At 60.6% G+C, this 24,114-nt stretch carries 21 protein-coding genes; 18 read left to right on the top strand and 3 right to left on the bottom strand.

Features of this window, described 5'->3' with window-relative positions; translation table 11 throughout:
* Positions 1 to 26: 26 nt before the first annotated feature.
* The 9 genes from ACQRAP_RS01060 to ffh all read left to right on the top strand — a co-directional run bounded on the left by ACQRAP_RS01060 (position 27) and on the right by ffh (position 9,484).
* Positions 27 to 524, top strand: coding sequence for an ATPase (locus ACQRAP_RS01060; RefSeq protein ID WP_154515443.1), 498 nt, complete (start codon positions 27 to 29; stop codon positions 522 to 524).
* Positions 524 to 1,078 carry a YceD family protein gene (locus ACQRAP_RS01055; RefSeq protein ID WP_154515446.1) on the top strand — a complete coding sequence of 185 codons (555 nt, stop codon included), beginning with the start codon at positions 524 to 526 and terminating at the stop codon, positions 1,076 to 1,078. Before ACQRAP_RS01060 ends, ACQRAP_RS01055 begins: the two co-directional genes overlap by 1 nt.
* Before the next feature lie 64 nt (positions 1,079 to 1,142).
* The gene (rpmF, locus tag ACQRAP_RS01050) at positions 1,143 to 1,322 is read left to right on the top strand and encodes a 50S ribosomal protein L32 (protein ID WP_022094017.1); all 180 of its coding nucleotides are present in this window, start codon (positions 1,143 to 1,145) and stop codon (positions 1,320 to 1,322) included.
* A gap of 88 nt (positions 1,323 to 1,410) precedes the next feature.
* The gene (plsX, locus tag ACQRAP_RS01045) at positions 1,411 to 2,427 is read left to right on the top strand and encodes a phosphate acyltransferase PlsX (RefSeq protein WP_427794675.1); all 1,017 of its coding nucleotides are present in this window, start codon (positions 1,411 to 1,413) and stop codon (positions 2,425 to 2,427) included.
* Positions 2,428 to 2,544: 117 nt separating this feature from the next.
* Positions 2,545 to 2,787, top strand: a complete 243-nt coding sequence (locus ACQRAP_RS01040; protein ID WP_154515452.1) for an acyl carrier protein — start codon at positions 2,545 to 2,547, stop codon at positions 2,785 to 2,787.
* Positions 2,788 to 2,790: 3 nt separating this feature from the next.
* Complete coding sequence (gene rnc, locus ACQRAP_RS01035; protein ID WP_154515455.1) at positions 2,791 to 3,516, top strand: ribonuclease III; 726 nt, start codon at positions 2,791 to 2,793, stop codon at positions 3,514 to 3,516.
* A gap of 10 nt (positions 3,517 to 3,526) precedes the next feature.
* Entirely contained in the window at positions 3,527 to 7,063 is a 3,537-nt protein-coding gene (gene smc, locus ACQRAP_RS01030) for a chromosome segregation protein SMC (protein WP_427794674.1), read from the top strand.
* The gene (ftsY, locus tag ACQRAP_RS01025; RefSeq protein WP_427794673.1) at positions 7,063 to 7,980 is read left to right on the top strand and encodes a signal recognition particle-docking protein FtsY; all 918 of its coding nucleotides are present in this window, start codon (positions 7,063 to 7,065) and stop codon (positions 7,978 to 7,980) included. Before smc ends, ftsY begins: the two co-directional genes overlap by 1 nt.
* A gap of 10 nt (positions 7,981 to 7,990) precedes the next feature.
* Positions 7,991 to 9,484: a signal recognition particle protein gene (ffh, locus tag ACQRAP_RS01020; RefSeq protein WP_427747339.1), complete on the top strand. Its 1,494-nt coding sequence runs from the start codon at positions 7,991 to 7,993 to the stop codon at positions 9,482 to 9,484.
* 116 nt (positions 9,485 to 9,600) lie between these two features.
* On the opposite strand, the gene ACQRAP_RS01015 is transcribed toward ffh, so the two are convergent.
* A complete protein-coding gene (locus tag ACQRAP_RS01015; RefSeq protein WP_427794672.1) occupies positions 9,601 to 10,365 on the bottom strand; it encodes a NifB/NifX family molybdenum-iron cluster-binding protein in 765 nt (254 codons plus the stop codon).
* A gap of 216 nt (positions 10,366 to 10,581) precedes the next feature.
* On the opposite strand from ACQRAP_RS01015, the gene thyA reads away from it, so the two are divergent.
* From thyA to ACQRAP_RS00995, 4 genes are all read left to right on the top strand, one after another.
* Complete coding sequence (thyA, locus tag ACQRAP_RS01010) at positions 10,582 to 11,430, top strand: thymidylate synthase (RefSeq protein WP_427794671.1); 849 nt, start codon at positions 10,582 to 10,584, stop codon at positions 11,428 to 11,430.
* Positions 11,431 to 11,439: 9 nt separating this feature from the next.
* Entirely contained in the window at positions 11,440 to 11,958 is a 519-nt protein-coding gene (locus ACQRAP_RS01005) for a dihydrofolate reductase (RefSeq protein WP_427793790.1), read from the top strand.
* Between the two features lie 109 nt (positions 11,959 to 12,067).
* Complete coding sequence (locus tag ACQRAP_RS01000; RefSeq protein ID WP_427728133.1) at positions 12,068 to 12,982, top strand: TrmH family RNA methyltransferase; 915 nt, start codon at positions 12,068 to 12,070, stop codon at positions 12,980 to 12,982.
* Between the two features lie 125 nt (positions 12,983 to 13,107).
* Positions 13,108 to 14,457, top strand: coding sequence for an MATE family efflux transporter (locus tag ACQRAP_RS00995; RefSeq protein ID WP_427794670.1), 1,350 nt, complete (start codon positions 13,108 to 13,110; stop codon positions 14,455 to 14,457).
* Positions 14,458 to 14,542: 85 nt separating this feature from the next.
* On the opposite strand, the gene ACQRAP_RS00990 is transcribed toward ACQRAP_RS00995, so the two are convergent.
* Positions 14,543 to 15,028 carry a cob(I)yrinic acid a,c-diamide adenosyltransferase gene (locus ACQRAP_RS00990; RefSeq protein WP_154515476.1) on the bottom strand — a complete coding sequence of 162 codons (486 nt, stop codon included), beginning with the start codon at positions 15,026 to 15,028 and terminating at the stop codon, positions 14,543 to 14,545.
* Between the two features lie 92 nt (positions 15,029 to 15,120).
* Between ACQRAP_RS00990 and ftsH the strand changes: the two genes are divergently transcribed.
* Positions 15,121 to 17,013: an ATP-dependent zinc metalloprotease FtsH gene (gene ftsH / locus ACQRAP_RS00985; protein ID WP_195838531.1), complete on the top strand. Its 1,893-nt coding sequence runs from the start codon at positions 15,121 to 15,123 to the stop codon at positions 17,011 to 17,013.
* Positions 17,014 to 17,088: 75 nt separating this feature from the next.
* Complete coding sequence (locus ACQRAP_RS00980) at positions 17,089 to 17,541, top strand: DUF523 domain-containing protein (RefSeq protein ID WP_427728138.1); 453 nt, start codon at positions 17,089 to 17,091, stop codon at positions 17,539 to 17,541.
* Positions 17,542 to 17,671: 130 nt separating this feature from the next.
* Here the strand turns inward: ACQRAP_RS00980 and ACQRAP_RS00975 are convergent, their stop codons facing one another.
* Positions 17,672 to 18,760 carry an iron-containing alcohol dehydrogenase family protein gene (locus tag ACQRAP_RS00975; protein WP_427794669.1) on the bottom strand — a complete coding sequence of 363 codons (1,089 nt, stop codon included), beginning with the start codon at positions 18,758 to 18,760 and terminating at the stop codon, positions 17,672 to 17,674.
* A 510-nt stretch (positions 18,761 to 19,270) separates the two neighbouring features.
* Here ACQRAP_RS00975 and ileS point away from each other — a divergent pair.
* The 3 genes from ileS to ACQRAP_RS00960 all read left to right on the top strand — a co-directional run bounded on the left by ileS (position 19,271) and on the right by ACQRAP_RS00960 (position 24,046).
* Entirely contained in the window at positions 19,271 to 22,048 is a 2,778-nt protein-coding gene (ileS, locus tag ACQRAP_RS00970) for an isoleucine--tRNA ligase (RefSeq protein ID WP_427794734.1), read from the top strand.
* Positions 22,049 to 22,493: 445 nt separating this feature from the next.
* The gene (gene lspA, locus ACQRAP_RS00965) at positions 22,494 to 23,033 is read left to right on the top strand and encodes a signal peptidase II (RefSeq protein WP_427747344.1); all 540 of its coding nucleotides are present in this window, start codon (positions 22,494 to 22,496) and stop codon (positions 23,031 to 23,033) included.
* A complete protein-coding gene (locus tag ACQRAP_RS00960) occupies positions 23,033 to 24,046 on the top strand; it encodes an RluA family pseudouridine synthase (protein WP_427793782.1) in 1,014 nt (337 codons plus the stop codon). The genes lspA and ACQRAP_RS00960 overlap by 1 nt, the downstream gene beginning before the upstream one ends.
* The last annotated feature ends 68 nt before the right edge of the window (positions 24,047 to 24,114 follow it).

The following is a 24,114-nucleotide window of genomic DNA, read 5'->3' as shown; positions in this document are numbered from 1 at the left end:
ACATGTTACCTATGAAAGGAGACCGGATGCCGGGCGAGAATTTTCCTGGCGACAGGATCGTGAGCCTTGTCGAGGAGCTCGAGGGGCTCATCGAAGAGGCTAAGACGCCGTTCGGCAAGAATGCCCAGATGAAGGTTATCGATGCCGACGTCTTCTTTAACATCCTTGACGAGATCCGTATGAGCTATCCCGAGGAGTGGCAGAAGTCCCGTCGCATCCTCAAGGAGCGCGACGAGCTTATGGCTTCCGCCGCCGCTCAGGCCGATTCCATCATTGCCGATGCTCAGCAGCAGGCACTCACCATTGCCGGTGAGCAGGAGATCGTCCGCTTGGCGCAGCAGCAGGCCGACGATATCCGTGATCGTGCCCAGCAGTACGAGCGCGAGACGCGCTATGCGGCTGAGGATTATGCCGAGCAGGTCTTTACGCATCTCGAGGAGAACCTCAAGAGCCTGACCGGCACCGTTACCCGTTGCCGTCAGCAGCTCAACGAGGGTGCCGCCCAGCAGAACGGTCAGTGGTAATGGCTGAGTTCCCGAGCGTTACCGTCGATCTTTCCGAGCAGCTCGAGTTTCCCGGAGACTCGTATCCGCTGACCGGCAAGGTCGATGTCGCCACCTACACGGTGGGCGAGAAGGAGTACCAGCTGCAGGACGGCATTGCTTACGACGTGGTTTTTACCAATGCGGGCACCGGTGTTCTGCTCTCCGGCATGGTTCGAGCGCACGCCACCGGCGAATGCGACCGCTGCCTTGAGCTCGCCTCGTTTGATATCGCCGGCGAGATCGAGGAGTTCTACCTCTTTGAGGAGCCCGAGGATCCCGAGGCCTACGAGGACGGTTACGAGCTTTTGGGCGAGGACCGCATTGTCGATCTGGGGGAGCCCATTAACGACGCCGTTGTCATGGACACGCCGTTTGTGGTGCTCTGCAAGCCCGATTGCCGCGGCCTGTGCCCCACCTGCGGCATCAATCTCAACGTCGAGCAATGCGATTGCGCCGCCCAGGCCGAGGCCGAATGGGCCGCTGCCACGGAAAATCCATTTGCAGCATTGAAGAATCTCAATCTTGATGAGTAAAAATGTGGTAGTATCGCTACTTGCGCGTAATCGCCACACTGGATAGTTCATAAGGAAGGTCACTATGCCCGTACCTAAACAAAAGCAGGGTCGTATCCGTACCCATACCCGTCGTTCCGCCAACATGAAGATCTCGGCTGCGGCTCAGTCCACGTGCCCCCGTTGCGGCGCTGTCAAGCTCCCGCACCACGTGTGCCCCAGCTGCGGTTTCTACAAGGACCGCGAGGTTATCGTTACCGAGTAACTGTATACTCTGGATACGATGCCATTCCAACTGGAACCATAATGGCCGGCTCAATGAGTCGGCCATTTTTGTATAAGGAGCACTTGAAATGAGTAACGTTCGCGTTTGTGTAGACGTTGTGGGTGGAGACGAGAAGCCCCAAGTTGTCCTCGACGGTATTGAGGCCGCACTTGCCGCCGATCCCGATATCGAGGTCATTGCTGTTGGCCCCGCCGATATCGTCAACCCCTTTGCCGCGGCGCACGCGCGCGTGGAGGCTCTGGAGGCCCCCGATGTCATCGCCATGGACGACGATCCCATCCGCGCCGTGATGACCAAGCGTAAGTCTTCGATCGTGCTTGCCTGCCGTGCTATTAAGAAGGGCAACGCGGACGCGTTTTTCTCCGCGGGGTCGACCGGCGCCATGACGGCTGCCGCCACCGCCTACGTGACGCCGTTTAGATATTTGGTAGAGGGTAAGAAGCAGCCGGTGCGCCCATGCCTCACCAATGCGCTGCCCAACCGCGCCGGTGGCCTTACGGTACTGTGTGACATGGGGGCCAACCCCGATGTCGAGGTCGACGACATGGTTCGCTTTGCCCAGATGGGTGCAGCCTATGCTCGCGTGGTCCTGGGCATCGAACATCCGCGTGTGGGCCTGCTTGGCAACGGCACCGAGGACGAGAAGGGTTCTAACTTTACCAAGACGTGCTTCCCGGCTATGAAAGCCGCGGTCCCCGGTTTTGTGGGCAACTGCGAGGGCACCGATCTTACGTCGGGCAATTTTGACGTTGTGGTCGCCGACGGCATGTCGGGCAATATTGCGCTCAAGGCAACCGAGGGCGCTGCCAAGTTTTTGCTGCAAGAGCTCAAGGGCGCCTTTATGTCTTCGCTCGGTACCAAGATCGCCGCGCTGCTCATCAAAAAGCAGATGCGCCAGATGAAAGCCAAGCTCTCGGGCGATGCCAAGGGCGGCGCGATCCTGCTGGGCCTTCGCGGCGTCGTTTTGATTGGCCATGGCGCCACGTCGGCCGAAGCCGTTAAAAACGGTACGCTCGCCGCGGCTCAGGCCGTTCGAGCCGGGCTTATCGAAAGCATTGCCAATTCCATGGAAGGTATCGTTTAGCAAGAGCTCCGTTACGTGGCTCAAGCTATGCATCGTGGGGTAGAATCGGAGCCGTGCTGCAATGCGGCTTCCGCCCGCGCGACACATTGTATTCCACGACTTATGAGAGGACGCGCTATGGATCGCTCCGAAATCTTTGACAAGATCGCCGAGGTCGCTGCCGACGTGCTGGGTGTTGACGTTGCCGAGATCAGTGATGAGACGACTTTTGACGACCTCGATGCCAATTCGCTCGAGCGCCTGCAGCTGGTGACGGCCATCGAGGACGAGTTTGACCTCGAGATCGATGACGAGACCCTGTTGTCGCTCACCTCCGTTGCCGACGCCGTCGACGCTATCGAAAACGCCAGGGAGGCCTAGGTCTTGGCTTTATCTCAGCGACTCACGCGCGCTCAGGAAATCCTGGGCCATGAGTTTAATAACAAGGTGCTGCTACGCGCGGCGCTCACCCACCCCTCGGCAGTAGAGGGGCAGCCGGTCTCTGCCAGCTATGAGCGGCTTGAGTTTTTGGGTGACTCCATTCTGGGCGCCGTGGTTGCCCGTTCGCTCTTTGAGTCTTATCCCGAGTTCGATGAAGGCAAGCTCACGCGTCTGAAGGTATCGCTTGTTTCGGGTGCCACGCTGTCCGAGGTTTCGCACGAGCTGGGCATCGACGACATCATCATCTTTGGCGCCTCCGAGACCGGTACCGGCGCGCGCGGCCTTAACTCGGCGCTCGAGAACGTCTATGAGTCGCTCGTGGGTGCGTTGTACCTCGATGCCGGCTGGGATGCGGCGGCGGAGTTCATCCATCGCACGCTTAAGCCCCATTTGGCCTCCGAGCGTGCCGAGCACCCCGCGAACCCCAAGTCGTTCTTGCAGGAGTGCGTGCAGGCAGACGGTCACGAGCCCCCGGCATACAAGCTGGTGGGCTCCGAGGGCCCGGCACATGCGCCCACCTTTACCGCCGTGGTGCTTGTCGACGGTATCCGTCAGGGCCGCGGCACCGGCGCCTCTAAGAAAGAGGCCGAGGGAGCCGCTGCACTCGAGGCGCTCGACCGCATGGGTTACACCACCAACGGTGTGATTCTCAACAAGAAGCCCGTTTAAGCGAGGAACCGTGTATCTCAAGTCCCTTACGCTCAAAGGGTTCAAGTCGTTTGCCGACCGCGCCCATATGACGTTTGAGCCGGGCCTGACCGTCATCGTCGGTCCTAACGGCTCGGGAAAATCGAATATCTCCGATTCGATTCTGTGGGTACTGGGTGAGCAGAGCGCCAAGCAGCTGCGCGGCCAGGCCATGGAGGACGTCATCTTCTCGGGCTCGTCGGCGCGCAAGCCGGTGGGCGTTGCCGAGGTCACGCTGGTGCTCGATAACTCGGACCATGTGCTGCCTGTCGACTTTGACGAGGTTGCCATCACCCGCCGCATGTATCGTTCGGGCGAGAGCGAATACCTCATCAATTCGAGTCCGTGCCGCCTGATGGATATCCAGGACATTTTGCACGATTCGGGCTTGGGTAAGGATACGCATTCCATTATCAGCCAGGGCAAGCTCGATGCCATTTTGCAGAGCCGTCCCGAGGAGCGCCGCGTCCTTATCGAGGAGGCTGCCGGCATTTCCAAGCACAAGCGCCGCAAGGAGCGTGCGCTCAAAAAGATTAAGTCGATGGACGAGCACCTTACTCGTGCGCGCGACATCAATAAGGAGATTGCCCGTCAGCTGCGACCGTTGGAGCGTCAGGTCGATCGCGCGCGCAAGTACAAAGAGCTGTCCTCGCGCGCGAACGAGCTTACGCAGATGCTGGCCGTTGACGAGCTTCGTTCGCTGCAGTCGCAGTGGAACGATCTGGAGAGCCGTTCCAAAGAGGGTGCCGCCGAGCTGGAGCTTGCGCAGTACCGCTTGGGCGAAAAGGAGCGCGAGCTCGAGAAGCTCCAGGTGATGCTCGAGGAAAAGGGCCTGTTTGTGGGTGACTTGGGCGAGCAGCGCCGTCATATGCAAGATGTGGTCGGCCGTATTAACTCCGATATGCGCCTGCTCGAGGAAAAGGGCCACAATATGGTGTCGCGCCTGTCCGATATGCGCGGCCAGATTTCGAGCTCCGAGCATCAGCGTCGTCGCGTGGTCGAGGAGCTCGAGGATGCTCGTGCCCAGCTAGAGGAAGTGACCGGTGCGCACATGCAGGCCCAGGACGACGTTGACGCCGCCGGCCCTGCCGCCGCCGAGCTCCATGAGCGCCGTGTTGCGCTCGACAATCAGATTTCGCAGCTTACGCGCGAGCAACGCGATGTGCAGCGCGTGGCCGACAAGGCTGCGCTCGAGCTTGCCAAGGTGAAAGACTCGCTGAGCAATGCCGAGGTCGAGGACAACATGTATGCCTCGCGCCTGGAGCAGATTGACGAGCAGCTCGAGGAGGTCACGGCCTCGCTCGAGAGCCGTCGCGACCGCGCCGAGGAGCTCGACGGCGCGCTCGATCAGGCTCGCCAAGCCCAGGCCGATGCGCGCCAGGCCACCGAGGTCGCCCGTGCGGCGTTGAAGGACTTGCGCGCCCGTGAGAGCGAGTCGCGCAACAAGCTGTCCGAGGTGCGCTCTGAGCTTGCGAGCCAAAAGAAGCTCGATGCCCGTATGGCCGATAGCTCGCCGTTGGTGAGCCGTCTGGTAGGGGCATTGGGCGATGACGTAACGGGCCGTCTGGGCGACGTGCTCGAGGCGCCGCGTGAGCTTGAGGGCCTGGTCGAGCAGCTGCTTGCCGGCGATATCGATGCCCTGTTGTTTGATGACGCCGCCACGCTTGAGCGTGCCGGTCGTGCGGCTTTGGACCAAAAGAAGGCCTCGGGCGAGGCACTGCTGGTGGCGCGTGGTGTGAGCGGCTCTGCTGCTGCCGAGGGCGCTGCCGGTTCGCGTCTGGTTGATCGCCTGTCCGTGCGTGCCGGTTATGGCCCGATTGTCGAGGCACTGCTCGGCGGCTATTACGTGGTCGATGACTTGCCTTGTGCGCTGGCGGCACCAGTCGTTGACGGTGTGACTTATGTGACGCCCGATGGCGCTCGCGTGAGCTTTGGTGGCCTGGTGCGCGTGGGGCTCGATGCCGGCGAGGCCTCGGGTGCCCTGGAGCGGAAGCGCCGCATTCGCGAGCTCGAAGGCCTGGAGCCCGATTTGGCTGCCGTTTTTGAGCATGTGTCGAACCAGGTTATCGAGGCCAATGCGGCCGTCGAGGAGGCGCGTGCCGCCGAGGGTGATGCCGCCGGCGAGATCGCCCGTCTTGAGGGCGAGCGTCGCTCGCTGCTCTCCGAGATTGGCCGCCTGGAGCAAAGCGCCAACAACGCCGAGGTCGAGCGTGCGCGCATCTCCAGGCGCCGCGAGCAGGCGGCCGAGGCCGTTCGCGCCGCGCGCCCGCGCGTTGACGAGCTCACCCGTTCGCGCGACGAGGCCCGTGCGCAGGCAAGCGACCTGGGTCTCCAGATTGCCGAAGCCAACGACGAGCTCGATCGCGTGCGCCGTGACGATTCCGAGGCAGCCGGTAAGCTCGCCGATGCCAAGGTGCGCCTGGCCCAGACGAGCGAGCGCCTGCGTTCGCTGAAGGGCCGCGTGCCCGATCTGGAGCATCGCCTGGAGGGCATTGACCGCCGTATCCGCGGAACACGTCAGGCTTCGCGCTCGCTCGAGCTGCTGCGCCTGCGTGTCGATCCCATGCACGAGCGCTATTCGGCCCTGCTGGAGCGTGCATCTGATTGGGCTGCGCGCCTGCGTGACCAGGCCTCACTCGAGGAGGCAGACTCGGCTTCGCTCAAGAAAACCATCGAGGATGCCAAGGCCGAGGTCTCCCGCGCCAAGGAGCGGGTCGATGCCGCCACGGCGACACAAAACGAGTTCAAGGTCGCGCGCGGCAAGCTCGAGGTGCAGGTAGAGGCGGCCATCAAGGCCATTACCGCCGATGGCACCACGGTGCTTGAGGAAGCGCTCATGCTTCCTGCTCCCACCGATCGCGACGCCGCCGAGCGCGAGCTCAACCAGCTCGTGCGCCAGATCAACAACCTGGGCCCTGTGAACCAGGTTGCCATGGAGGAGTACGAGCAGCTCAAGCGCCGCGCCGATTACATCGAGGAGCAGCTGGCCGATCTGGAGAGCGCGCGCAAGGCGCTCACCAAGATTACCGTGGCCATCGACCGTAAGATGCGTAAAGCCTTCCTGGTGACCTTCGAAAAGGTCGATGCGAACTTCCGCGAGATCTTCGCCATGCTGTTCCCGGGTGGCCAGGCACATCTGGAGATGACCGACCCTGAGCATCCGGCCGAGACGGGCATCGAGGTCGTGGCGCAGCCGCGCGGCAAGCGCATCACCAAGATGATGCTCATGTCGGGCGGCGAGAAGAGCCTGACGGCGCTTGCCTTGCTCTTTGCCGTGTATCGCACGCGTACGGTGCCGTTCTATGTGCTGGACGAGGTCGAGGCGGCGCTCGATGACGCCAACCTGTCCAAGCTCATCGGCGCGCTCGACGTGCTGCGTTCCGATACGCAGCTCTTGGTTATCTCGCATCAGCGCCGTACTATGGAGGACGCTGACGTCCTCTACGGCGTCTCGATGCAAGCTGACGGCGTCAGTCGCGTCGTCTCGCAAAAACTCGATCGCGAAACCGGAAAGGTCGTGAATGCATAATGGGATTCTTCGATGCTCTCTCGCGCGGACTTGAGCGCAGCCGCGAGGCCCTCAACGAGGTCTTTTACTTTGGCGGCGAGGTCGACGAGGATTTTTGGGAGGACCTAGAGGACACCCTCGTCATGGGTGACATGGGTGCCGAGGTCGCCATCCAGGTCTCCGACGACCTGCGCGATGCCGCGGCCAAGAAGAACCTCAAGACCGCCCCGCAACTCCGTCGGGCCCTGGCCGAGCAGCTCGAGCAGCATTTTGTACCCGTCGAGCGCGATCCGTTCGCCGACACGCCGAGCTGCGTGCTGTTTGTGGGCATCAACGGTGCCGGCAAGACCACTACGGTCGGCAAGATCGCGAGCGCCATGGCCGCCCGCGGCAAGAACGTCGTGATCGGCTCGGCCGATACCTTCCGCGCTGCCGCCATCGAACAGCTCGATGTGTGGGGCCAGCGCGCCGGCGTCCCCGTCATAAAGCGCGACCGCGGCTCAGACCCGGCAAGCGTTTGCTACGACGTGCTCGACGAGGCCGATAAGCGCGCCAGCGACCTGGTGCTCATCGACACCGCCGGTCGTCTGCACACGAGCCCCGAGCTCATGCGCGAGCTTGCCAAGGTGGTCAACGTGACGCGTAAGCGCGCCGCCAATATGGCCGCCGGCCCCATGCCCGTCTCGGTCGTCCTCGTGATCGATGCCGCGACGGGCCAAAACGGCCTGAACCAGGCGCTCGAGTTTAATGAGGCGCTGGGTCTGGACGGTATTATCATGACTAAGCTCGACGGCACGGCAAAGGGCGGTATCGCCATGGCCGTAGCCGAGAAGCTCAAGCTCCCGATCCTGCGCGTGGGCGTTGGCGAGCAGGTCGATGACCTGCAGGAGTTTAATGCCAAAGATTTCTGCCGCGCCCTGGTGGGCGAGTCCAACTAAGGAGTGACCAGTGTTTGATTCTCTGAGCGATCGCCTCAACGACACATTTGACCGCCTGCGCGGCAAGGGCAAGCTGACCGAGGCCGATATCACCTCGGCCATGCGCGACATTCGCATGGCGCTGCTCGAGGCCGACGTCAACTTTAAGGTCGTCAAGGAGTTTGTCGCCAAGACCAAGGAGCGCTGCATGACCGCCGAGGTCATGGAATCGCTGACGCCGGCGCAAAACGTCGTCAAGATCGTGCTCGACGAGCTCACCGAGATGCTCGGCTCCACCGAGAGCAAGCTCGTCTTTAGCAACCGCATTCCCAACGTCATTATGCTCGTGGGCCTGCAGGGCTCCGGTAAGACCACGGCGGCTGTAAAGCTGGCATACCTGCTCAAGAAGCAGGGCCGCTCGCCGCTGCTCGCCGCGTGCGACGTCTACCGTCCCGCCGCTGCCGACCAGCTGGCCACGCTTGGTGGAGAGATCGGCGTGCCGGTCTTCCGCGGTGACGGCGAGCACCCGGTCGATATTGCCAAGGGCGCCATCCAGGAGGCCGTCGACCACCTGCGCGATGTGGTCATCGTCGATACCGCCGGTCGTCTGCAGATCGACGAGCAGATGATGCAGGAGGCCGTGGACATCAAGAAGGCCGTCAAGCCCGATCAGGTGCTGATGGTCGTCGATGCCATGACCGGCCAGGATATCGTCAACGTTGTCTCGACCTTCGCCGAGCGCACCGACTTTGACGGCGTGATCATCTCCAAGCTCGACGGCGATGCCCGTGGCGGCGGCGCGCTTTCGGTGCGCCAGGTGACCGGCAAGCCCATCAAGTTCGTGAGCATGGGCGAGAAGCCCGATTCGCTGGAGCCGTTTTATCCCGATCGCATGGCCAAGCGCATCTTGGGCATGGGCGACGTCGTCGGCATTATCGAGAAAGCCCAGGAGGCAGCCGATGCCGAGCAGCTCGAGGCTGCCGAGCGCATGCTGCGCGAGGGCTTTACCATGAACGACATGCTCGACCAGATGAAGGCCGTCAAGAAGATGGGCGGTATGAAGGGCATTCTGGGCATGCTTCCCGGCGGCCAGCGCGCGCTCAACCAGATGGGCGGCAACCTGGATGAGGGCATCTTCGACAAGAACGAGGCCATCATCATGTCGATGACCAAGGAGGAGCGCCTGCGTCCTTCCATCATCAACGGCCAGCGTCGCGCCCGCATCGCCAAGGGTGCCGGCGTGACCCCCACCGAGGTCAATAGCCTTATGAAGCAGTGGGGCGAGATGAACAAGATGATGGGCCGCATGCGCTCGATGGCCAACCAGGCGCAAGCCGGCGGCAAGAAGGGCAAGAAGGGTAAAAAAGGCAAAAAGATGCGCATGCCCAATATTCCCGGTCTGGATGCCATGGGCTTGGGCGGCATGGGCGGCCTGGGTGGCCTGGGTGGCATGGGAACAGGTGGTCCCAAGTCCGATATGGACCTGCTGCGCCAGATGGAAGCGCAGATGCGTAATAAAAAGTAACGACTGGTTGAGTCGAGTATGGCAAAGGCCGCCTGGATGGTACTCCAGGCGGCCTTCGCCGTTCGTTCGCAGGTTTTCTCACGCGCGGAAGCGTGTTGGCGTTGAGGTGCTTGCCACTAGTGGCAGCCGCAGCCCTCGTGCCCATCATGGTCGTGGTGGCCGTGGCAGCTGCAGGACTCGCCATGCTCGTGGGCGTGCTCGTGCTCGTGCCCATGGCAGTCGCAGGTGGCCTCGCCGGTCTGCGCGAGCGTGCCGGCAATGAGGGCCTCGACGCAGGCGTCGCAGCTGCCCTGGGCGCCCGCATAGACCGTGATGCCTGCCTGGGTGAGCGCGTTGATGGCGCCGCCGCCGATACCGCCGCAGATGAGCGTATCGACGCCACCGTTGGCGAGCAGACCCGCTAGGGCGCCGTGACCAGTGCCGCCGGTGCCTACGACCTGCTCGTTGAGTACCTTGCCATCCTGGATGTCATAGATTTTGAACTGCTCGCTGCGGCCAAAGTGCATAAAGATGTTGCCGTTGTCGTACGTCGTTGCCACCCTCATGGTGCCGACCTCCTTTGCTGGCCATATGGCCGTCGTCGTAGGTGTAGGGGAGTATGCGATATTGCCGCCCTCGATACTAAGTGCTCGCCCGTTGACCAGCGCGTTTGCCACCTTGCGATGCGCGCGGCTGCAGATGGCCGCCACGGTGGCACGGGCGATGCCCATTTGCTGGGCGACGGCCTCCTGATTGAGGCCTTCCAGGTCGCAAAGCCGTAGGACTTCGAGCTCATCGACCGTCATGTCGATGGCGTCTCCGCTGGCAAGGCCGTCAGGGGTAAAGCCGCGATATTCGGGAATGATCCCAACACGGCGCAATTTTTCGCGTCTTCCTGCCATACACTCTCCAAATCTGACATATGTCAACAATAGGATAGCGCGTATACGAAACCGCTCAAGCTATTTTTGGCATATGTCAAAAAAGCTAAAGGTGCAGCATTTACGAATGCGGTGCCGTACTGCCGTGCATTGCGTGTGCCGCCCCAAGTGTGCAATTCGATGCTGCGCGCCTGGGCTACAATAAAAATCGCTTATAGGCGACTGACAGGAGGGTCAATGAGCAAAGCTGATCAACAGTTTGTAGCCATGTGCCGCGATATTCTGGACCATGGCACCACTACCGAGGGCCAAAAGGTTCGTCCGGTGTGGGAGGACGGCACCCCTGCCTATACCATTAAAAACTTTGGCGTTACGGCACGCTACGACCTGCGTGAGGAGTTTCCGGCGCTTACCCTGCGTCGTACGGCCCTCAAATCTGCCATGGACGAGATTCTATGGATCTATCAAAAGAAGTCCAATAACGTGCATGACCTCAACAGCCATATTTGGGATGAGTGGGCCGACGAGACCGGTTCCATCGGAAAGGCCTACGGGTACCAGATTGGGCAGAAGAGCCATTATGCCGAGGGTGACTTTGACCAGATGGACCGCGTGCTGTACGACCTTAAGCACACGCCGTACAGCCGCCGCATCATGACCAATACGTACGTGTTTAGCGACCTGTCCGAGATGCACCTGTATCCGTGCGCCTACAGCGTGACCTATAACGTCACGCAGCGCCCGCAGGATGACAAGCCCACACTCAACATGATTCTTAACCAGCGTAGCCAGGACATTTTGGCCGCGAACAACTGGAATGTGTGCCAGTACGCCATTTTGCTGATGATGGTCGCGCAGTCGGTCGATATGATCGCTGGCGAGTTGTTGCATGTGATCGCCGATGCCCATATTTACGACCGTCATGTCGATATCGTCCGCGAGCTCATCGAGCGTCCGCAGTTTGCGGCTCCTAAGGTAACGCTCAACCCCGATGTGCATGATTTCTACGCGTTTACGACCGACGACTTGATCGTTGAGGACTATGAGCACGGCCCGCAGGTCAAGAACATCCCCATTGCGGTGTAGGTGACGCGCATGACGTGTAAGCTTTCTGCCATTGTCGCCGTGTGCGATGACTGGGGCATTGGGTGCGAGGGTGACATGGTCGTGTCCAACCGTGCCGACATGCGCCATTTTGTGGCGTGCACCAAGGGTTGTCCGGTCATTATGGGACGCAAGACCCTGCTGAGTTTTCCCGGCGGGCGTCCGCTTAAGAACCGTCGCAACATTGTGCTCACACGCGACGAGGGCTTTGCCCCCGAGGGCGTCGACGTGGTGCATAGTATCGATGAGGCGCTCGCCGCGGTTGCCGATGAGCCCGTTGCGTGGGTGATCGGTGGCGGCGATGTCTATCGGCAGTTTTTGCCGTACTGCGTGGAGGCCGAGGTCACGCACAACCATTGCACCCATGCCGTGGACACGTATTTTCCCAATTTGGATGTCGATCCTGCGTGGGAAGTTGCGCGGCGCGACGGGGTTGCCACGATTGCCGCGGGCGAGGGTGACGAAGGCCTCGATTATGAGTTCGTGACATATCGTCGTGTTGATGCTTAAATCGTCTGGCGTGAACGGTATCACCGGGTTGATTGAATGCATGGGGCGGCGCTTAGCGTCGCCTCGTTTGGTATAGATGTGCTGTAAAGAAGGGTACGGGCTGGCTGCTATGACTGATGCCGTTGAGGTGCTGCGAATCGATTCCCTTAATGATGAGCGGCTCGACGCCTACGTGCGACTGACGGAGCGCGAGCTGCGCTGCGTGCTGGAGCCGCAAAAGGGCATCTTTATCGCCGAGAGCGCCAAGGTCATCGAGCGCGCGGTGCGTGCCGGATACGAGCCGGTGAGCTTTCTTTTGGGTGAGCGCTGGCTCGATCAGATGATGCCGCTGTTCGAGCGTCTGGTTGTACGCGAGGGCGCAGGTCCGGTTCCTGTGTTCGTGGCCTCCATGGAGCTCATGGAGCAGTTGACGGGCTTTAACGTGACGCGCGGTGCGCTCGCGGCGTTCCGTCGCCCGCGTCAGATTCCGGTTGATGAGTTCTTGGACGGCGTCGTCGAGGTGGCGGGTGAGCGCCCGGTGCGCGTGTGCGTGCTCGAGGGTATTGTCGACCATACTAATGTGGGTGCGATTTTCCGCTCGGCGGCAGCGTTGAATGTCGATGGCATTTTGGTAAGCCCCACTTGCTGTGACCCGCTGTACCGCCGCTCGGCCCGCGTGAGCATGGGCACGGTGTTCCAGGTGCCCTGGACGCGCATTGGCAGCGAGGCGCGCGTATGGCCGCATGATGGGCTGGCGGCGCTGCACGATGCCGGCTTTTCGTGTGCCGCCATGGCATTGACGGATGATTCGGTGTCGTTGGACGATCCCGCGTTGCGGGAGATTGACCGGTTGGCGATCTTTATGGGCACCGAGGGCGCCGGCCTGGGCGCCAAGACCATCGCGGGCTGTGACCGGGCTGTGCGTATTCCGATGGCGCACGGGGTCGATTCGCTCAACGTGGCCGCGGCGAGTGCTGTCGCTTTTTGGCAGTTGTGTCCGCACGTGAGCAACGAGTATCACTACCAGCCGGGACTGTATCACTAGGCAGATATTTTGCACCGGGCTCTGATTCCGTGTGTTTCGGTTGACGCCGGTCGGTGCTAAGCTGGTTCTGGCCTTGGTCTTAAATTGACGTTTTGTTGTTTGACGTGCGCTGGTGGGGAGGGCGTGTGGCTAAGAAATCTACGGCTATCGATGTAACACAGGGTGTTATTTGGCAGCAGTTGCTTTCGCTGTGCGTTCCCATCTTTTTTAGTTCGTTCTTTCAGCAGGCATACACGCTTATCGGTACCTATATCGTCGGTCAGTTTGGCGGCAAGCTCGCGCTGGGCGGCATCCAGGCCACGATGGTGCTCACGGAGCTCTGCATCGGTTTTTGCGTCGGTGTGGGTGCTGGATGTGCTGTTATTACGGGTCAGTATTTTGGCCAGCACGATGATGAGCGACTGAGTCGTTCGGTCCATACGGCCATGACGCTCGCTCTGGTGGGCGGTATCGTCGTCTCGATTCTGGGCATAGTGTTCGTTGAGCCCATGCTGGTGCTTATGAATACGCCGCATGAACTATTGGCCGAGGGTGTGGCCTATGCTCGTTGCTATTTTGCCGCGATGGTTGCGGCGCTGCTGCTCAATATGGGAACGGCACTGCTGCGTGCCGTGGGCGACACGCGTGGCCCTGCCGTGATCATCGCTTCCGGCTGCCTCGTTAATGTGGTACTGGATATCATTTTTGTTGCCGTGCTGCATATGGAGGCTTTGGGCTGTGGTATCGCGGTGGCGCTGACCATTTGTTCCAACGCCACGATGATCGTGATTCGCATGATGCACGCACCGGGTGCGTGGCGGCTTTCACTGTCCAAACTCGGCATTGATCCTGGTATTTGCAAGAGCATGATCTCGTGTGGTCTGCCGCTTGGCTTTCAGTCTGCTGCGTATTCGATTTCCAATGTCTTGATTCAGGTGTCGGTCAACTCGTTTGGTGCCGATGTCACCACGGCTTGGGGTCTTTCGGGCCGCTTAGATGGCATTGTCTGGATGGTTACCGAGGCGCTTGGCGTGTCGATCACCACGTTCTCGGCACAGAACTTTGGCGCGCGCAACTACGAGCGCATGCGCAAGGGCTACCATACGTCGCTCGTGCTGTCGTTTATGCTCATTGGTGGCCTGTCTGCCGTGCTGCTGGTGTTCTCGGGTCCTCTGTCGCGTCTGTTTGTCGACGATGCTTCGATTTCGGCCTACACCACGACCATCATCCATTTTATTGCGCCGTTCTATGCGATTTTCTCGATTATCGAAAACGCGTCGGGCTCCATTCGCGGTGCCGGCGTGAGCTTGCAGCCCATGATTCTCACGATTTTCGGCACCGTCGTGCTCAGGGTGATCTGGGTGTTTGCGATCATGCCTTTCGATCCGTCGCTTGAGCTCCTGCTGCTGGTTTACCCCGTAACCTGGCTCATCACGGCCGCGATGTTCACCATCTACCACCACAGCGGCAACTGGCTAGGCCGCGCCACTGCCTAATGATCCATATGAGACAAAGGAAAACGGATCATTGCTCTCCGTGGTGATGTCGATGATTCGTTTTCCTCCGTCCCCTTTGGATCAATTAGTATTCGATGCCTTGGCGGGCTAGGAGGCCTTCGTCGAAGTAGTGTTTGACGGGGCGCATTTCGGTTACGAGGTCGGCAAGGTCGGCGAGGGGCAGCAAGCCGCGGCCAGTGAGCACGAGCTCCGTGGTGGTTGGTTTCATCGCGATCAACGCTTCGACATCTTCGCGCGTCACAAAGCCCCGTCGCATGGCTTCTCCCAGCTCATCCAAGATCAGCACGTCAACTTGGCTAATCTGCTCGCGCGCCAGCTCCATGATCTGTGCGGCACAGGCTTCGGGCGTGTCGCGGTCGGCTTGTACGATGCAAAGCCCCAATCGAGGAGCAGCGTCATGTTCGGCGCAGTGCAGCTTCTTGGCAAACTGAAGCATGAGCACGTTAAGTCCATAGCCCGTGGCGCGCAGCGCGAGCCCCAGCGCAGCCGTCGTCTTGCCCTTGCCGTCGCCCGTATAGATTTGAACCTTGCCGACTTCCAGTGATGCCATCTCTGTCCTTTCGTGCCCGGTGTCGGTTTATCACCGGCCGGGTTGGGTATTCTAGTTAGCATTATCAACCCCAGTAGATGGAGTTCAAGCAGATGGAGATGGATGACAACAAACGTAGACGGAATATGATCCTCTACGTGCTCATCGCCTTCGTCGTCTACCTCGTGCTCTCGACCGTTCTGTTCCCCAACATCGGTCACACGCAGCAGATTACGAAGACCGATTACTCGACGTTTGTCAAAGCGCTCGACAAGAAGAGCGTCGATAAGGTCGAGTACAACACGGACGATTACTCGATTTATTACACCAAGAAGGGCGAGGACGAGAACATCGCCTACAAGACGACCGGTGTGCCGAATGATGCGGGCTTTACCGATCGCGTGCTTGAATCTGGCGCCTCGCTTGAGTCGGTCGTTCCCGATAAGAACTCGGGTCTGATGACTTACTACCTGCTCACCCTCATTCTTCCTATGGCGATTTTCTTCCTGATCGGCTGGTGGCTCAACCGCCGCATGAAGAAGGCCATGGGTGATGACGGCCCGTCGATGAACTTTGGCGGCGGCGGTTTTGGCGGCGGTGGACTGGGCAAGTCCGGCGCGCGCGTGATTGCCTCCAAGGATGTGGGCGTGACCTTTAAGGATGTCGCTGGCCAGGAAGAGGCCAAGGAGTCCCTCAAGGAGGTCGTCGACTTTCTGGAGAAGCCGCAGCGCTACGAGGAGATTGGCGCCAAGCTGCCGCGCGGTGCCCTCCTTGTCGGCCCTCCGGGTACCGGTAAAACCCTGCTTGCCAAGGCTGTGGCCGGCGAGGCAGGTGTTCCGTTCTTTAGTATTTCGGGCTCTGAGTTTGTTGAGATGTTCGTCGGCCGCGGCGCCGCCAAGGTTCGCGATCTGTTTAAGCAGGCCAAGGAAAAGGCCCCGTGCATCGTCTTTATCGATGAGATCGATACTATTGGCAAGAAGCGCGACGGCGGCGGCTTTAGTGGCAACGACGAGCGCGAGCAGACGCTCAACCAGCTGCTGACCGAGATGGACGGCTTCGATAACCACAAGGGTATCGTCGTCCTCGCTGCCACCAACCGTCCCGACAGCCTTGACCCGGCCCTGTTGCGCCCCGGTCGTTTTGACCGCCGCATTCCCGTTGAGCTGCCCGACCTGACCGGCCGTAAGAACATTCTTGAGCTGCACGCCAAGAGCGTGAAGACGCAGCCGCCGATCGACCTGACCGCGATTGCCCGCGCCACGCCCGGTGCCTCGGGCGCCGACCTGGCCAACATTATCAACGAGGGTGCCCTGCGAGCCGTCCGCGAGGGTCGCAAGCGCGCCACGCAGGACGATTTTGAGGAGTCGGTGGAGGTCGTCATCGCCGGTCAGCAGCGCAAGTCCACGGTGCTGTCCGACCACGAGAAGCAGGTCGTTTCTTATCACGAGATCGGTCATGCCATCGTTGCCGCTCGCCAGAAGGGCTCTGCGCCGGTCACGAAGATCACCATCGTGCCGCGCACGAGCGGTGCTCTGGGCTACACCATGCAGGTCGAGGAGGACGAGCGCTTCCTGACCACGCGCCAGGAGATCCTGGACAAGCTCGCCGTCTATTGCGGTGGCCGTGCAGCCGAGGAGCTCATCTTTGGCGAGATGACGACCGGCGCCGCCAACGATATCGAGCAGGCCACCAAGCTCGCCCGTAACATGGTGACGCGCTTTGGTATGTCCGATGAGTTTGGCATGATGGCGCTCGGTACCGTGCAGAACGCGTACCTTAACCAGGATACGTCGCTCACCTGCGCCCCCGGTACGGCCGAGCGCGTGGACGCGATTGTCGCCAAGCTGATCGAGGATGCGCACGACCGCGCCCTGCAGATCCTGAAGGAGAACAAGTTTAAGCTCCACGAGCTGGCTCGTTATCTGTACAAGAAGGAGACGATCACGGGCGAGGAGTTTATGAATCTCCTCACGCGTGAGAATCCGCTGATGCCAAAGCAGCAGTAATACTAGTTGCGCAGTGCTTTCGCCCCATTTGAGTGTCCACCTCAAATGGGGCGTTTTGCTTGGGAAGGGTTGTATATGAAGATCGTGGTAAGTGCCTGCTTGATGGGCGAGAGCTGCAAGTATAACGGGCTCGATAATTACCATCGCGAGCTGGTCGAGGCTTGTGAGCGCACGGGAACCGAGGTCCTGTTGGTATGCCCCGAGGTTTTTGGTGGCTTGCCCACACCGCGCAAGCCGTCCGAGATTGTGAACGGCGAGGTCCGTACCCGCGAGGGCGCCTCGGTCGATCGTGAGTTTCGCCTGGGTGCTGAGCGTGCACTCGACATGTGCGAGCAGGCGGGTGGGCCGGAAGAGATCGCCGCGTGCATCTTACAGGACCGTAGTCCCTCGTGCGGTGCAGGTCGCATCTACGATGGCACCTTTAGCGGCACGCTCACTGCGGGCAACGGTGTCTTCGTCGACCTGCTGCTGCGTCACGGGTACCGTGTGATTCCCGCAAGTGAATTTGACCCGAGCATGTTGGAATAGCAAAAGAATGGGGGCGGCCATCGAGTAGATGGTCGCCCCCTTTAATGGCAAGCTAAACAATTTCAACAGATGTTCAATGGCGTTTGCCCAGATAAAACCTGCCAAAATAAACCTGTCCCTTTTTGGTAGGTTAGGCGAGGAGCGTGTGGCCGTAGGCGTTGGCTGCCTTGATGGCGGCGGCGAACTTCTCGTCGGTGAAGGGCTCGGGGTTACCCTGCTTCCACTCGTTGGTGGCGTGCGCGTACTCGCACAGGGCAGGGATATCGGCCTCGGAAAGCCCGACCTGCTCAAGCGTCACGGGCAGGCCCATCTGCTTGTTAAAGGCGGCATAGCGCTCAAGGTTCTCGGTGTCGCCCGTGTAGGCGAACAGCACGAGCACGCCCAGGCTTACGACCTCGCCGTGCAGGTAGGTGCCCTCACGCGGAATGCTGCAAGTGGCGTTGTAGAACGCGTGTGCCACGCTCGAGTTGTAGTAGTAATCGTTCTGGTTGGTCAGGTTCGAGACATATCCCGTGTTGACCACGATGTCGAGCGCGATCTGCTTGACGGCCTCGCTCGACAGGTCCTGGCGCACGTCCTCAAGACCCTGGACGCCATAGGTAAACAGCGGCTCGGAGCAGGTGTGGGCGAGTGCCAGGCCAAGACCGGCGGTGTGCTCCAAATATCCGGCGCTCGTGGCGTACTCGACCTCGGGCTGCTTGGACAGGGCATCGCCCACGCCGGCCCAGAAGTACTCTGCCGGTGCCTCGGCGATGATCTTGGGGTTGATGAAGATGTGCGCGGGGCGGTTGGGGTACGAATAGCCCTCGAGCGAGCCGTCGTCGTTGTAGACAACGGCAATGGCGGTCGCGGCGGAGCAGTTGGAGCAGATCGTCGGCACCGTAAAGACGATCTTCTTGAGCTCGATAGCTGCGGTCTTCACGGTGTCGAGTGCCTTGCCGCCGCCGCAGGCGATAAGCACGTCGGCTTCCTGGCAGGCGGGGGAGTTTACGACCTTGGCGATATTGGCGCGTGTGCTGTTGGTGCCGTAGACGCGCGTCTCCAGAACCTCGACGCCGGTGCCTGCCAGCGCGGCTTCGATACCGGGAAGTGCTGCAGCCAGTGCTCGCTTGCCACCGATGATTGCGACCTTGGTCGCTCCGTATTCGGCCAGCGCGCCGGGCAGCTCGTCGAAGCAGTCCTCGCCGACGGTATAGTCGCTCATTCCGATCGTGCGCATAGCAACCTTCTTTCGTCCGATAAAGTACTTTCAGGTATTTTGCTCCTAGAGAAGGTCCACAGCCGCGAGAAATTTCGAACGTATAAAACCAGTGTTGAGGGTTTTTCGTCGGCGCGGAACGTGCTAGCATACTCCGCATAAGCGTTGATGGGGACGAGTAGTCGGCCGTCCGCATGCTACAGAGAGCGGGGAGCGCTGAGAACCCGTGCATGCGACCGATGAAAATCACCCCGGAGCTGCGGTCCCAACGGACGTGCCGCGCAGGCACGTCTTAGTAGATACCGCCGAGATGGTCGTCGATACAGGCCAGCCGAGTAACGGATGCGAGCGCGCGGCGACGCGGGCGAGGGCATCTAAGCTGGGTGGTTAAGCGAAGAGCTTTTACGGGCAGACTGCCTGTCTTGTGGCGCTTCGTCCCAGCTTGCAGGGACGGGCGCTTTTTTGGTGCCCAGAGGGCGTGCGCGCCCATGACAAGAAAGGGGTACCGTGGCAAACGAGTACAAGCAGACGATGAATCTGCCCAAGACCGGTTTTCCCATGCGTGCCGGTCTTTCCAAGTCCGAGCCCAAGCGACTCAAGGACTGGCAGGACAACAAGGTCTACGAGCAAGTTCTAAAGAAGAACAAGGGTCACAAGAAGTTCGTGCTGCACGACGGCCCTCCGTATGCCAACGGCCCGATCCACATCGGCCACGCCATGAACAAGATCTCTAAGGACATGATCAACCGTTACTGGATGATGCAGGGCTATGAGGTTCCCTATGTCCCCGGTTGGGACTGCCACGGTCAGCCGATTGAGCACAAGGTCGAGGAGAAGCTCGGCACCGAGAAGTTCAACCAGACCTCCACGGCTAAGATCCGCGAGCTTTGCAATAAGTTCGCTGTCGAGAACATCGAGCTGCAGAAGGCCGGCTTCCGTCGCCTGGGCGTGCTTGGCGACTGGGACAACCCGTATCTGACGCTCTATCACCAGCATGACGCCGCCGACATCGAGGTCTTCAAGGCCATGTTCGACAAGGGCATGATCTATCGCGGTCATAAGCCCGTCCACTGGTGCAAGCACTGCCACACCGCGCTGGCCGAGGCCGAGATCGAGTACTCCGACGAGACGAGCCCGTCCATCTTCGTGCGCTTTGAGATGACCACTAAGCCTGCCGGTCTCGAGAACTTCGACGGCCCGGTTGACTTCATCATCTGGACGACCACGCCGTGGACCATCCCCTCCGACCAGGCCGTTTCCCTTAAGCCCGGCGCCGCCTATGTTGCCGTTGAGCACGATGGCCGTGCCGAGGTCATGCTCGAGGACCTGGCTCCCAAGTGCTGTGAGGAGTTTGGCTGGGAGTACACCCCGGTCATGGTCGACGGTAAGCCCTATGTGGTTCCCGCTGAGACCTTCCACCACATCCACTACAAGCAGCCGATCTTTGACGGTGTCGAGGGCGTGGCACTGCTGGCCGATTACGTCGGCGTCGATGACGGTACCGGTATCGTCCACAACTCGCCCGGCCATGGTGTTGACGACTACTTCGCCTGTCTCAAGGAGGGCATCACCGATATCTGCATGCCGGTCGATGACGACGGTAAGTTCTACACCGGCGAGGAGTTTGGTACCGGTGGCCCCTTCAGCGGTATGGATACCGACGAGGCCAATCCGCACATCATCGAGTTCCTGCGCGAGCGCGGCACCCTGGTCCTCGAGAAGAAGATCACGCACAGCTATCCGCACTGCTGGCGCTGTAAGCACCCGGTGCTCTTCCGTGCTACCGACCAGTGGTTTGTCTCGATGGACAAGACCGGTTTGCGCGAGCAGGCTGGCAAAGAGATCCGCGAGAACGTTAAGTGGTATCCGGCCCACGCGGCCAACCGCATCGGTGCCATGGTCGAGCAGCGTCCCGACTGGTGCATCAGCCGTCAGCGCAACTGGGGCGTGCCTATCCCCAGCTACACCTGCGCCGACTGCGGCGAGAAGGTCATGAACGACGCCACGCTCGACGCCGTCATCAAGCTCTTCCACGAGAAGGGCTCCGACGCCTGGTTCACCGACGCTCCCGAGAGCTACCTGGGCGAGGCTTGCGTCTGCCCCAAGTGCGGCGGCCATCACCTCAAGGCCGATAAGGACATCCTCGACGTGTGGTGGGATTCCGGCGTCTCCTGGAAGGCCGTCTGCGAGTATCGCCCCGAGCTTGAGTACCCGGCGGATGTGTACCTCGAGGGCTCCGACCAGCACCGCGGTTGGTTCCAGAGCTCGTTGCTCACCTCGGTGGGTGCCAACGGCCACGCCCCGTACAAGGCGGTCGTCTCGCAGGGCTTCACGCTCGATGGCCAGGGCCGCAAGATGTCCAAGTCGCTCGGCAACGTCATCGACCCCAACAAGGTCTGCGACGAGATGGGCGCCGATATCATCCGCCTGTGGGTCGCCTCGGTCGATACCAGCTCCGACGTCTCCATCGACCACGAGATCCTTGCTCGTACGTCCGATGCCTACCGTCGTTTCCGCAACACGCTGCGCTTCCTGCTCTCCGAGCTCGAGGGTCAGTTTGAGCCCGAGACCGACGGCGTCGCCTTTGCCGACCTGCTGCCGCTCGACAAGCTCATGGTTGCCCGTCTGACCCAGGTCCAGGCCGAGGTCGACGACGCCTACGCCAGCTACGAGTTCCCGCGCGCCTACCGTGCGCTCTACGACTTTGTGGTTACCGAGCTTTCCAACGTGTACCTCGACGCCCTGAAGGACCGTCTGTACTGCGACAAGCCCGGCTCGCTCGAGCGCCGCAGCGCCCAGACCGTGCTCGCTGAGCTCTTCTCGATGCTCATGCGCGACCTGCAGCCGATCCTGTCCTACACGGTCGACGAGGCCATGGCCTATGCGCCCGCCGGCTGCGTCGATCACCAGAAGTACGCCGCGCTGCTCGATTGGTACAAGTCGCCCATCACGGTCGACGAGGCCAATGAGTTCGAGGGCGTGCTCGAGGCCTCGCTCGAGCTCCGTAGCGCTGTGACCAAGGCCCTTGAGGATGCCCGCTCCGCCGGCACCTTCACCAAGAGCCAGCAGGTCCGCGTCAAGGCGGTCGTTCCCGCCGAGATGTATGCGCTGCTGACCGGCGACAAGGCCGTCGATCTGGCCGAGTTCTACATCGTCTCCGATGTTGAGCTAACCCAGGGCGAGGAGCTTTCCGTTGCTATTGAGGCCGCCGAGGGCGAGTGCTGCGACCGTTGCTGGAACTATCGCACCACCGTCGGCGAGTACAACGGTCACGCGCATATCTGCAAGCGCTGCGCGAATGCCTTGTAGTTACGCGGTTTTACCAAACCGCGTAACAGGTTGACGCTGCAAACCCGCCAGAGCGGCAATCTGCCTTTCAGCTTCGGCGGCATGACCAGAAGGTCAATGCCGCCTCGTTTCAAGGCACCTTGCTCGCTCTGGCGGGTTTTCGCTTTCGGTAGTCTTTTTGGGACGGGGCTTTTTTAGCTGCCCTACCTCAAATAAGGACTTAATCTTCGAAAGCGCTGGACTGGGTAGCTAAAAAAGCCCCGTCCCAAAAAGACTACCCGGTGAAGGGACAAGGGGACAGCCCCTTTGTCGCATTGGTGGATATGTCGTGCGTTCTGCGTATGGCAATATAAGATGGTTATTCGCGTTAAATGGAATTCGATTGTTTTGAGGGTAGGGGATTTCTTTGGGTCGTGGTGCGGATATGACGCCGCCTTTGCGTTGGCGGTTAGGTGTTGCTGGTGGGGTGGCCCTCTTTGTGTTGCTTGTTGACCAGCTGACCAAGCTTGCGGTTCGTGCCGTGGGCGATACCCTGCATATGACTGTTATCCCCGGCGTGATCGATTTTGTGTTTGTCCGCAATATCGGAGCTGCCTTTAGCATGGGCGAGGGCCATGGCATAGCGTTTGCCGTGCTGGCGCTTGCGGCCATTGCCGCCATTGCCGTGTACTTGCTCCGTGCTCCTCAGCTCGCTCGACTAGAGGTCGTGGGTATGGCCATGGTTGCGGGCGGCGCCATCGGCAACGCGATCGATCGCCTGGCCATGGGCTTTGTGACTGATTTTATTGCCACTACCTTCATTGATTTCCCCGTCTTTAACGTGGCCGATATCGGCATTACCGCCGGTGTCGTGCTGGCGCTCATCGGATACATGTTCTTGAGTCCCGCCGCTCGCGAGGTCGATGCGACCGCCGAGCTCAACGCCCGTGACGAGGCCCGCGCCAAACGTAAAGCTAAGCAGCGCGGGGAGCGTGCCCGCAAGATTCGCGAAAGGAATGAGCGCTAATGGCCGACATCCATATTCTCGTTGCCGACGATTGCGCCGGTCAACGTCTCGACGCCTATCTGGGCGCCAACGATGGCTGTCCCACGCGCTCTGCCTGCGCGCATCTGATCGAGGGAGGCGCCGTTGCCGTCAACGGCGAGACCTGCCTATCTAAAAAGTATGCCGTACGCTCCGGTGACCGCATCTCGGTCGACCTGCCCGAGCCGCATGACCCGACCGACGTGATCCCCGAGGCCATCCCGCTCGACATTCGCTATGAGGACGACTATCTCATGGTGCTCTCCAAGCAGCGCGGCCTGGTGTGCCATCCTGCGCATGGTCATGAGAGCGGCACCCTTGCGAATGCCTTGGTCTATCACTGCGGCATCGACCATCTGGGTACCGTGCAGGGCGAGGACCGCCCCGGCATCGTGCATCGTCTGGATCGCGATACCTCGGGTCTTATGCTCGCGGCTAAAGACGACGACACCCAGCGCGCGCTCCAAAATCTCATCCGCACGCGTACCCTCGACCGTCGCTACATTACGCTCGTTCATGGGCACATCGCCATGGACGAGGGCACTATCAACACCGGTATTGCCCGCTCGACGCGCGACCGCGTGAAGATGGCGGTTTCCGATGACCCCTTTGCGCGCCAGGCCATCACGACCTTTAAGGTCCTTGAGCGCTTTGATTCCACGCGTTTCGACGACGGCTACACGCTTGTCGAGTGTCACCTGTTTACCGGCCGCACGCATCAGATTCGCGTTCACATGCGCCATATCAACCACGCCTGCGTGGGCGATCCACTCTATGGCAAGTGCGATGCTCGTGCCGATCAGGGTTTGACCAGGCAGTTCCTGCATTCCTGGCGTGTGGCGTTCGGTCATCCCGTGACGGGGGAGCACATCGAGTGCCGTGACGAGCTGCCATGGGATCTTGCGGCGGTTCTGGATGATCTGGCCCCGCGTTCGCTTGGTCGCACTGCCGCTGGCAACGAAATCGTCCCTCAGCTCGGTCTGCTCGAGGCCTAGCCAGTATTAGGTGGTTTCTTGAACTCCGTAAGCCTGCGGTAAGATATACGGTTGTTTACGTCACGCGT

The sequence above is a fragment of the Collinsella sp. SGI.180 genome (assembly GCF_050313455.1).
Classification (GTDB): domain Bacteria; phylum Actinomycetota; class Coriobacteriia; order Coriobacteriales; family Coriobacteriaceae; genus Collinsella.
This window is presented reverse-complemented; position numbering and strand designations above follow the sequence as displayed.

Excerpts from the sequence above, each read along its gene's own strand:
- ACQRAP_RS01060 (WP_154515443.1), top strand. The coding sequence starts at position 27 with ATGCCGGGCGAGAATTTTCCTGGCGACAGGATCGTGAGCCTTGTCGAG.
- ACQRAP_RS01055 (WP_154515446.1), top strand. The coding sequence starts at position 524 with ATGGCTGAGTTCCCGAGCGTTACCGTCGATCTTTCCGAGCAGCTCGAG.
- rpmF (WP_022094017.1), top strand. The coding sequence starts at position 1,143 with ATGCCCGTACCTAAACAAAAGCAGGGTCGTATCCGTACCCATACCCGT.
- plsX (WP_427794675.1), top strand. The coding sequence starts at position 1,411 with ATGAGTAACGTTCGCGTTTGTGTAGACGTTGTGGGTGGAGACGAGAAG.
- ACQRAP_RS01040 (WP_154515452.1), top strand. The coding sequence starts at position 2,545 with ATGGATCGCTCCGAAATCTTTGACAAGATCGCCGAGGTCGCTGCCGAC.
- ftsY (WP_427794673.1), top strand. The coding sequence starts at position 7,063 with ATGGGATTCTTCGATGCTCTCTCGCGCGGACTTGAGCGCAGCCGCGAG.
- ACQRAP_RS01015 (WP_427794672.1), bottom strand. The coding sequence starts at position 10,365 with ATGGCAGGAAGACGCGAAAAATTGCGCCGTGTTGGGATCATTCCCGAA.
- thyA (WP_427794671.1), top strand. The coding sequence starts at position 10,582 with ATGAGCAAAGCTGATCAACAGTTTGTAGCCATGTGCCGCGATATTCTG.
- ACQRAP_RS01005 (WP_427793790.1), top strand. The coding sequence starts at position 11,440 with ATGACGTGTAAGCTTTCTGCCATTGTCGCCGTGTGCGATGACTGGGGC.
- ACQRAP_RS01000 (WP_427728133.1), top strand. The coding sequence starts at position 12,068 with ATGACTGATGCCGTTGAGGTGCTGCGAATCGATTCCCTTAATGATGAG.
- ACQRAP_RS00990 (WP_154515476.1), bottom strand. The coding sequence starts at position 15,028 with ATGGCATCACTGGAAGTCGGCAAGGTTCAAATCTATACGGGCGACGGC.
- ftsH (WP_195838531.1), top strand. The coding sequence starts at position 15,121 with ATGGAGATGGATGACAACAAACGTAGACGGAATATGATCCTCTACGTG.
- ACQRAP_RS00980 (WP_427728138.1), top strand. The coding sequence starts at position 17,089 with ATGAAGATCGTGGTAAGTGCCTGCTTGATGGGCGAGAGCTGCAAGTAT.
- ACQRAP_RS00975 (WP_427794669.1), bottom strand. The coding sequence starts at position 18,760 with ATGCGCACGATCGGAATGAGCGACTATACCGTCGGCGAGGACTGCTTC.
- ileS (WP_427794734.1), top strand. The coding sequence starts at position 19,271 with ATGAATCTGCCCAAGACCGGTTTTCCCATGCGTGCCGGTCTTTCCAAG.
- ACQRAP_RS00960 (WP_427793782.1), top strand. The coding sequence starts at position 23,033 with ATGGCCGACATCCATATTCTCGTTGCCGACGATTGCGCCGGTCAACGT.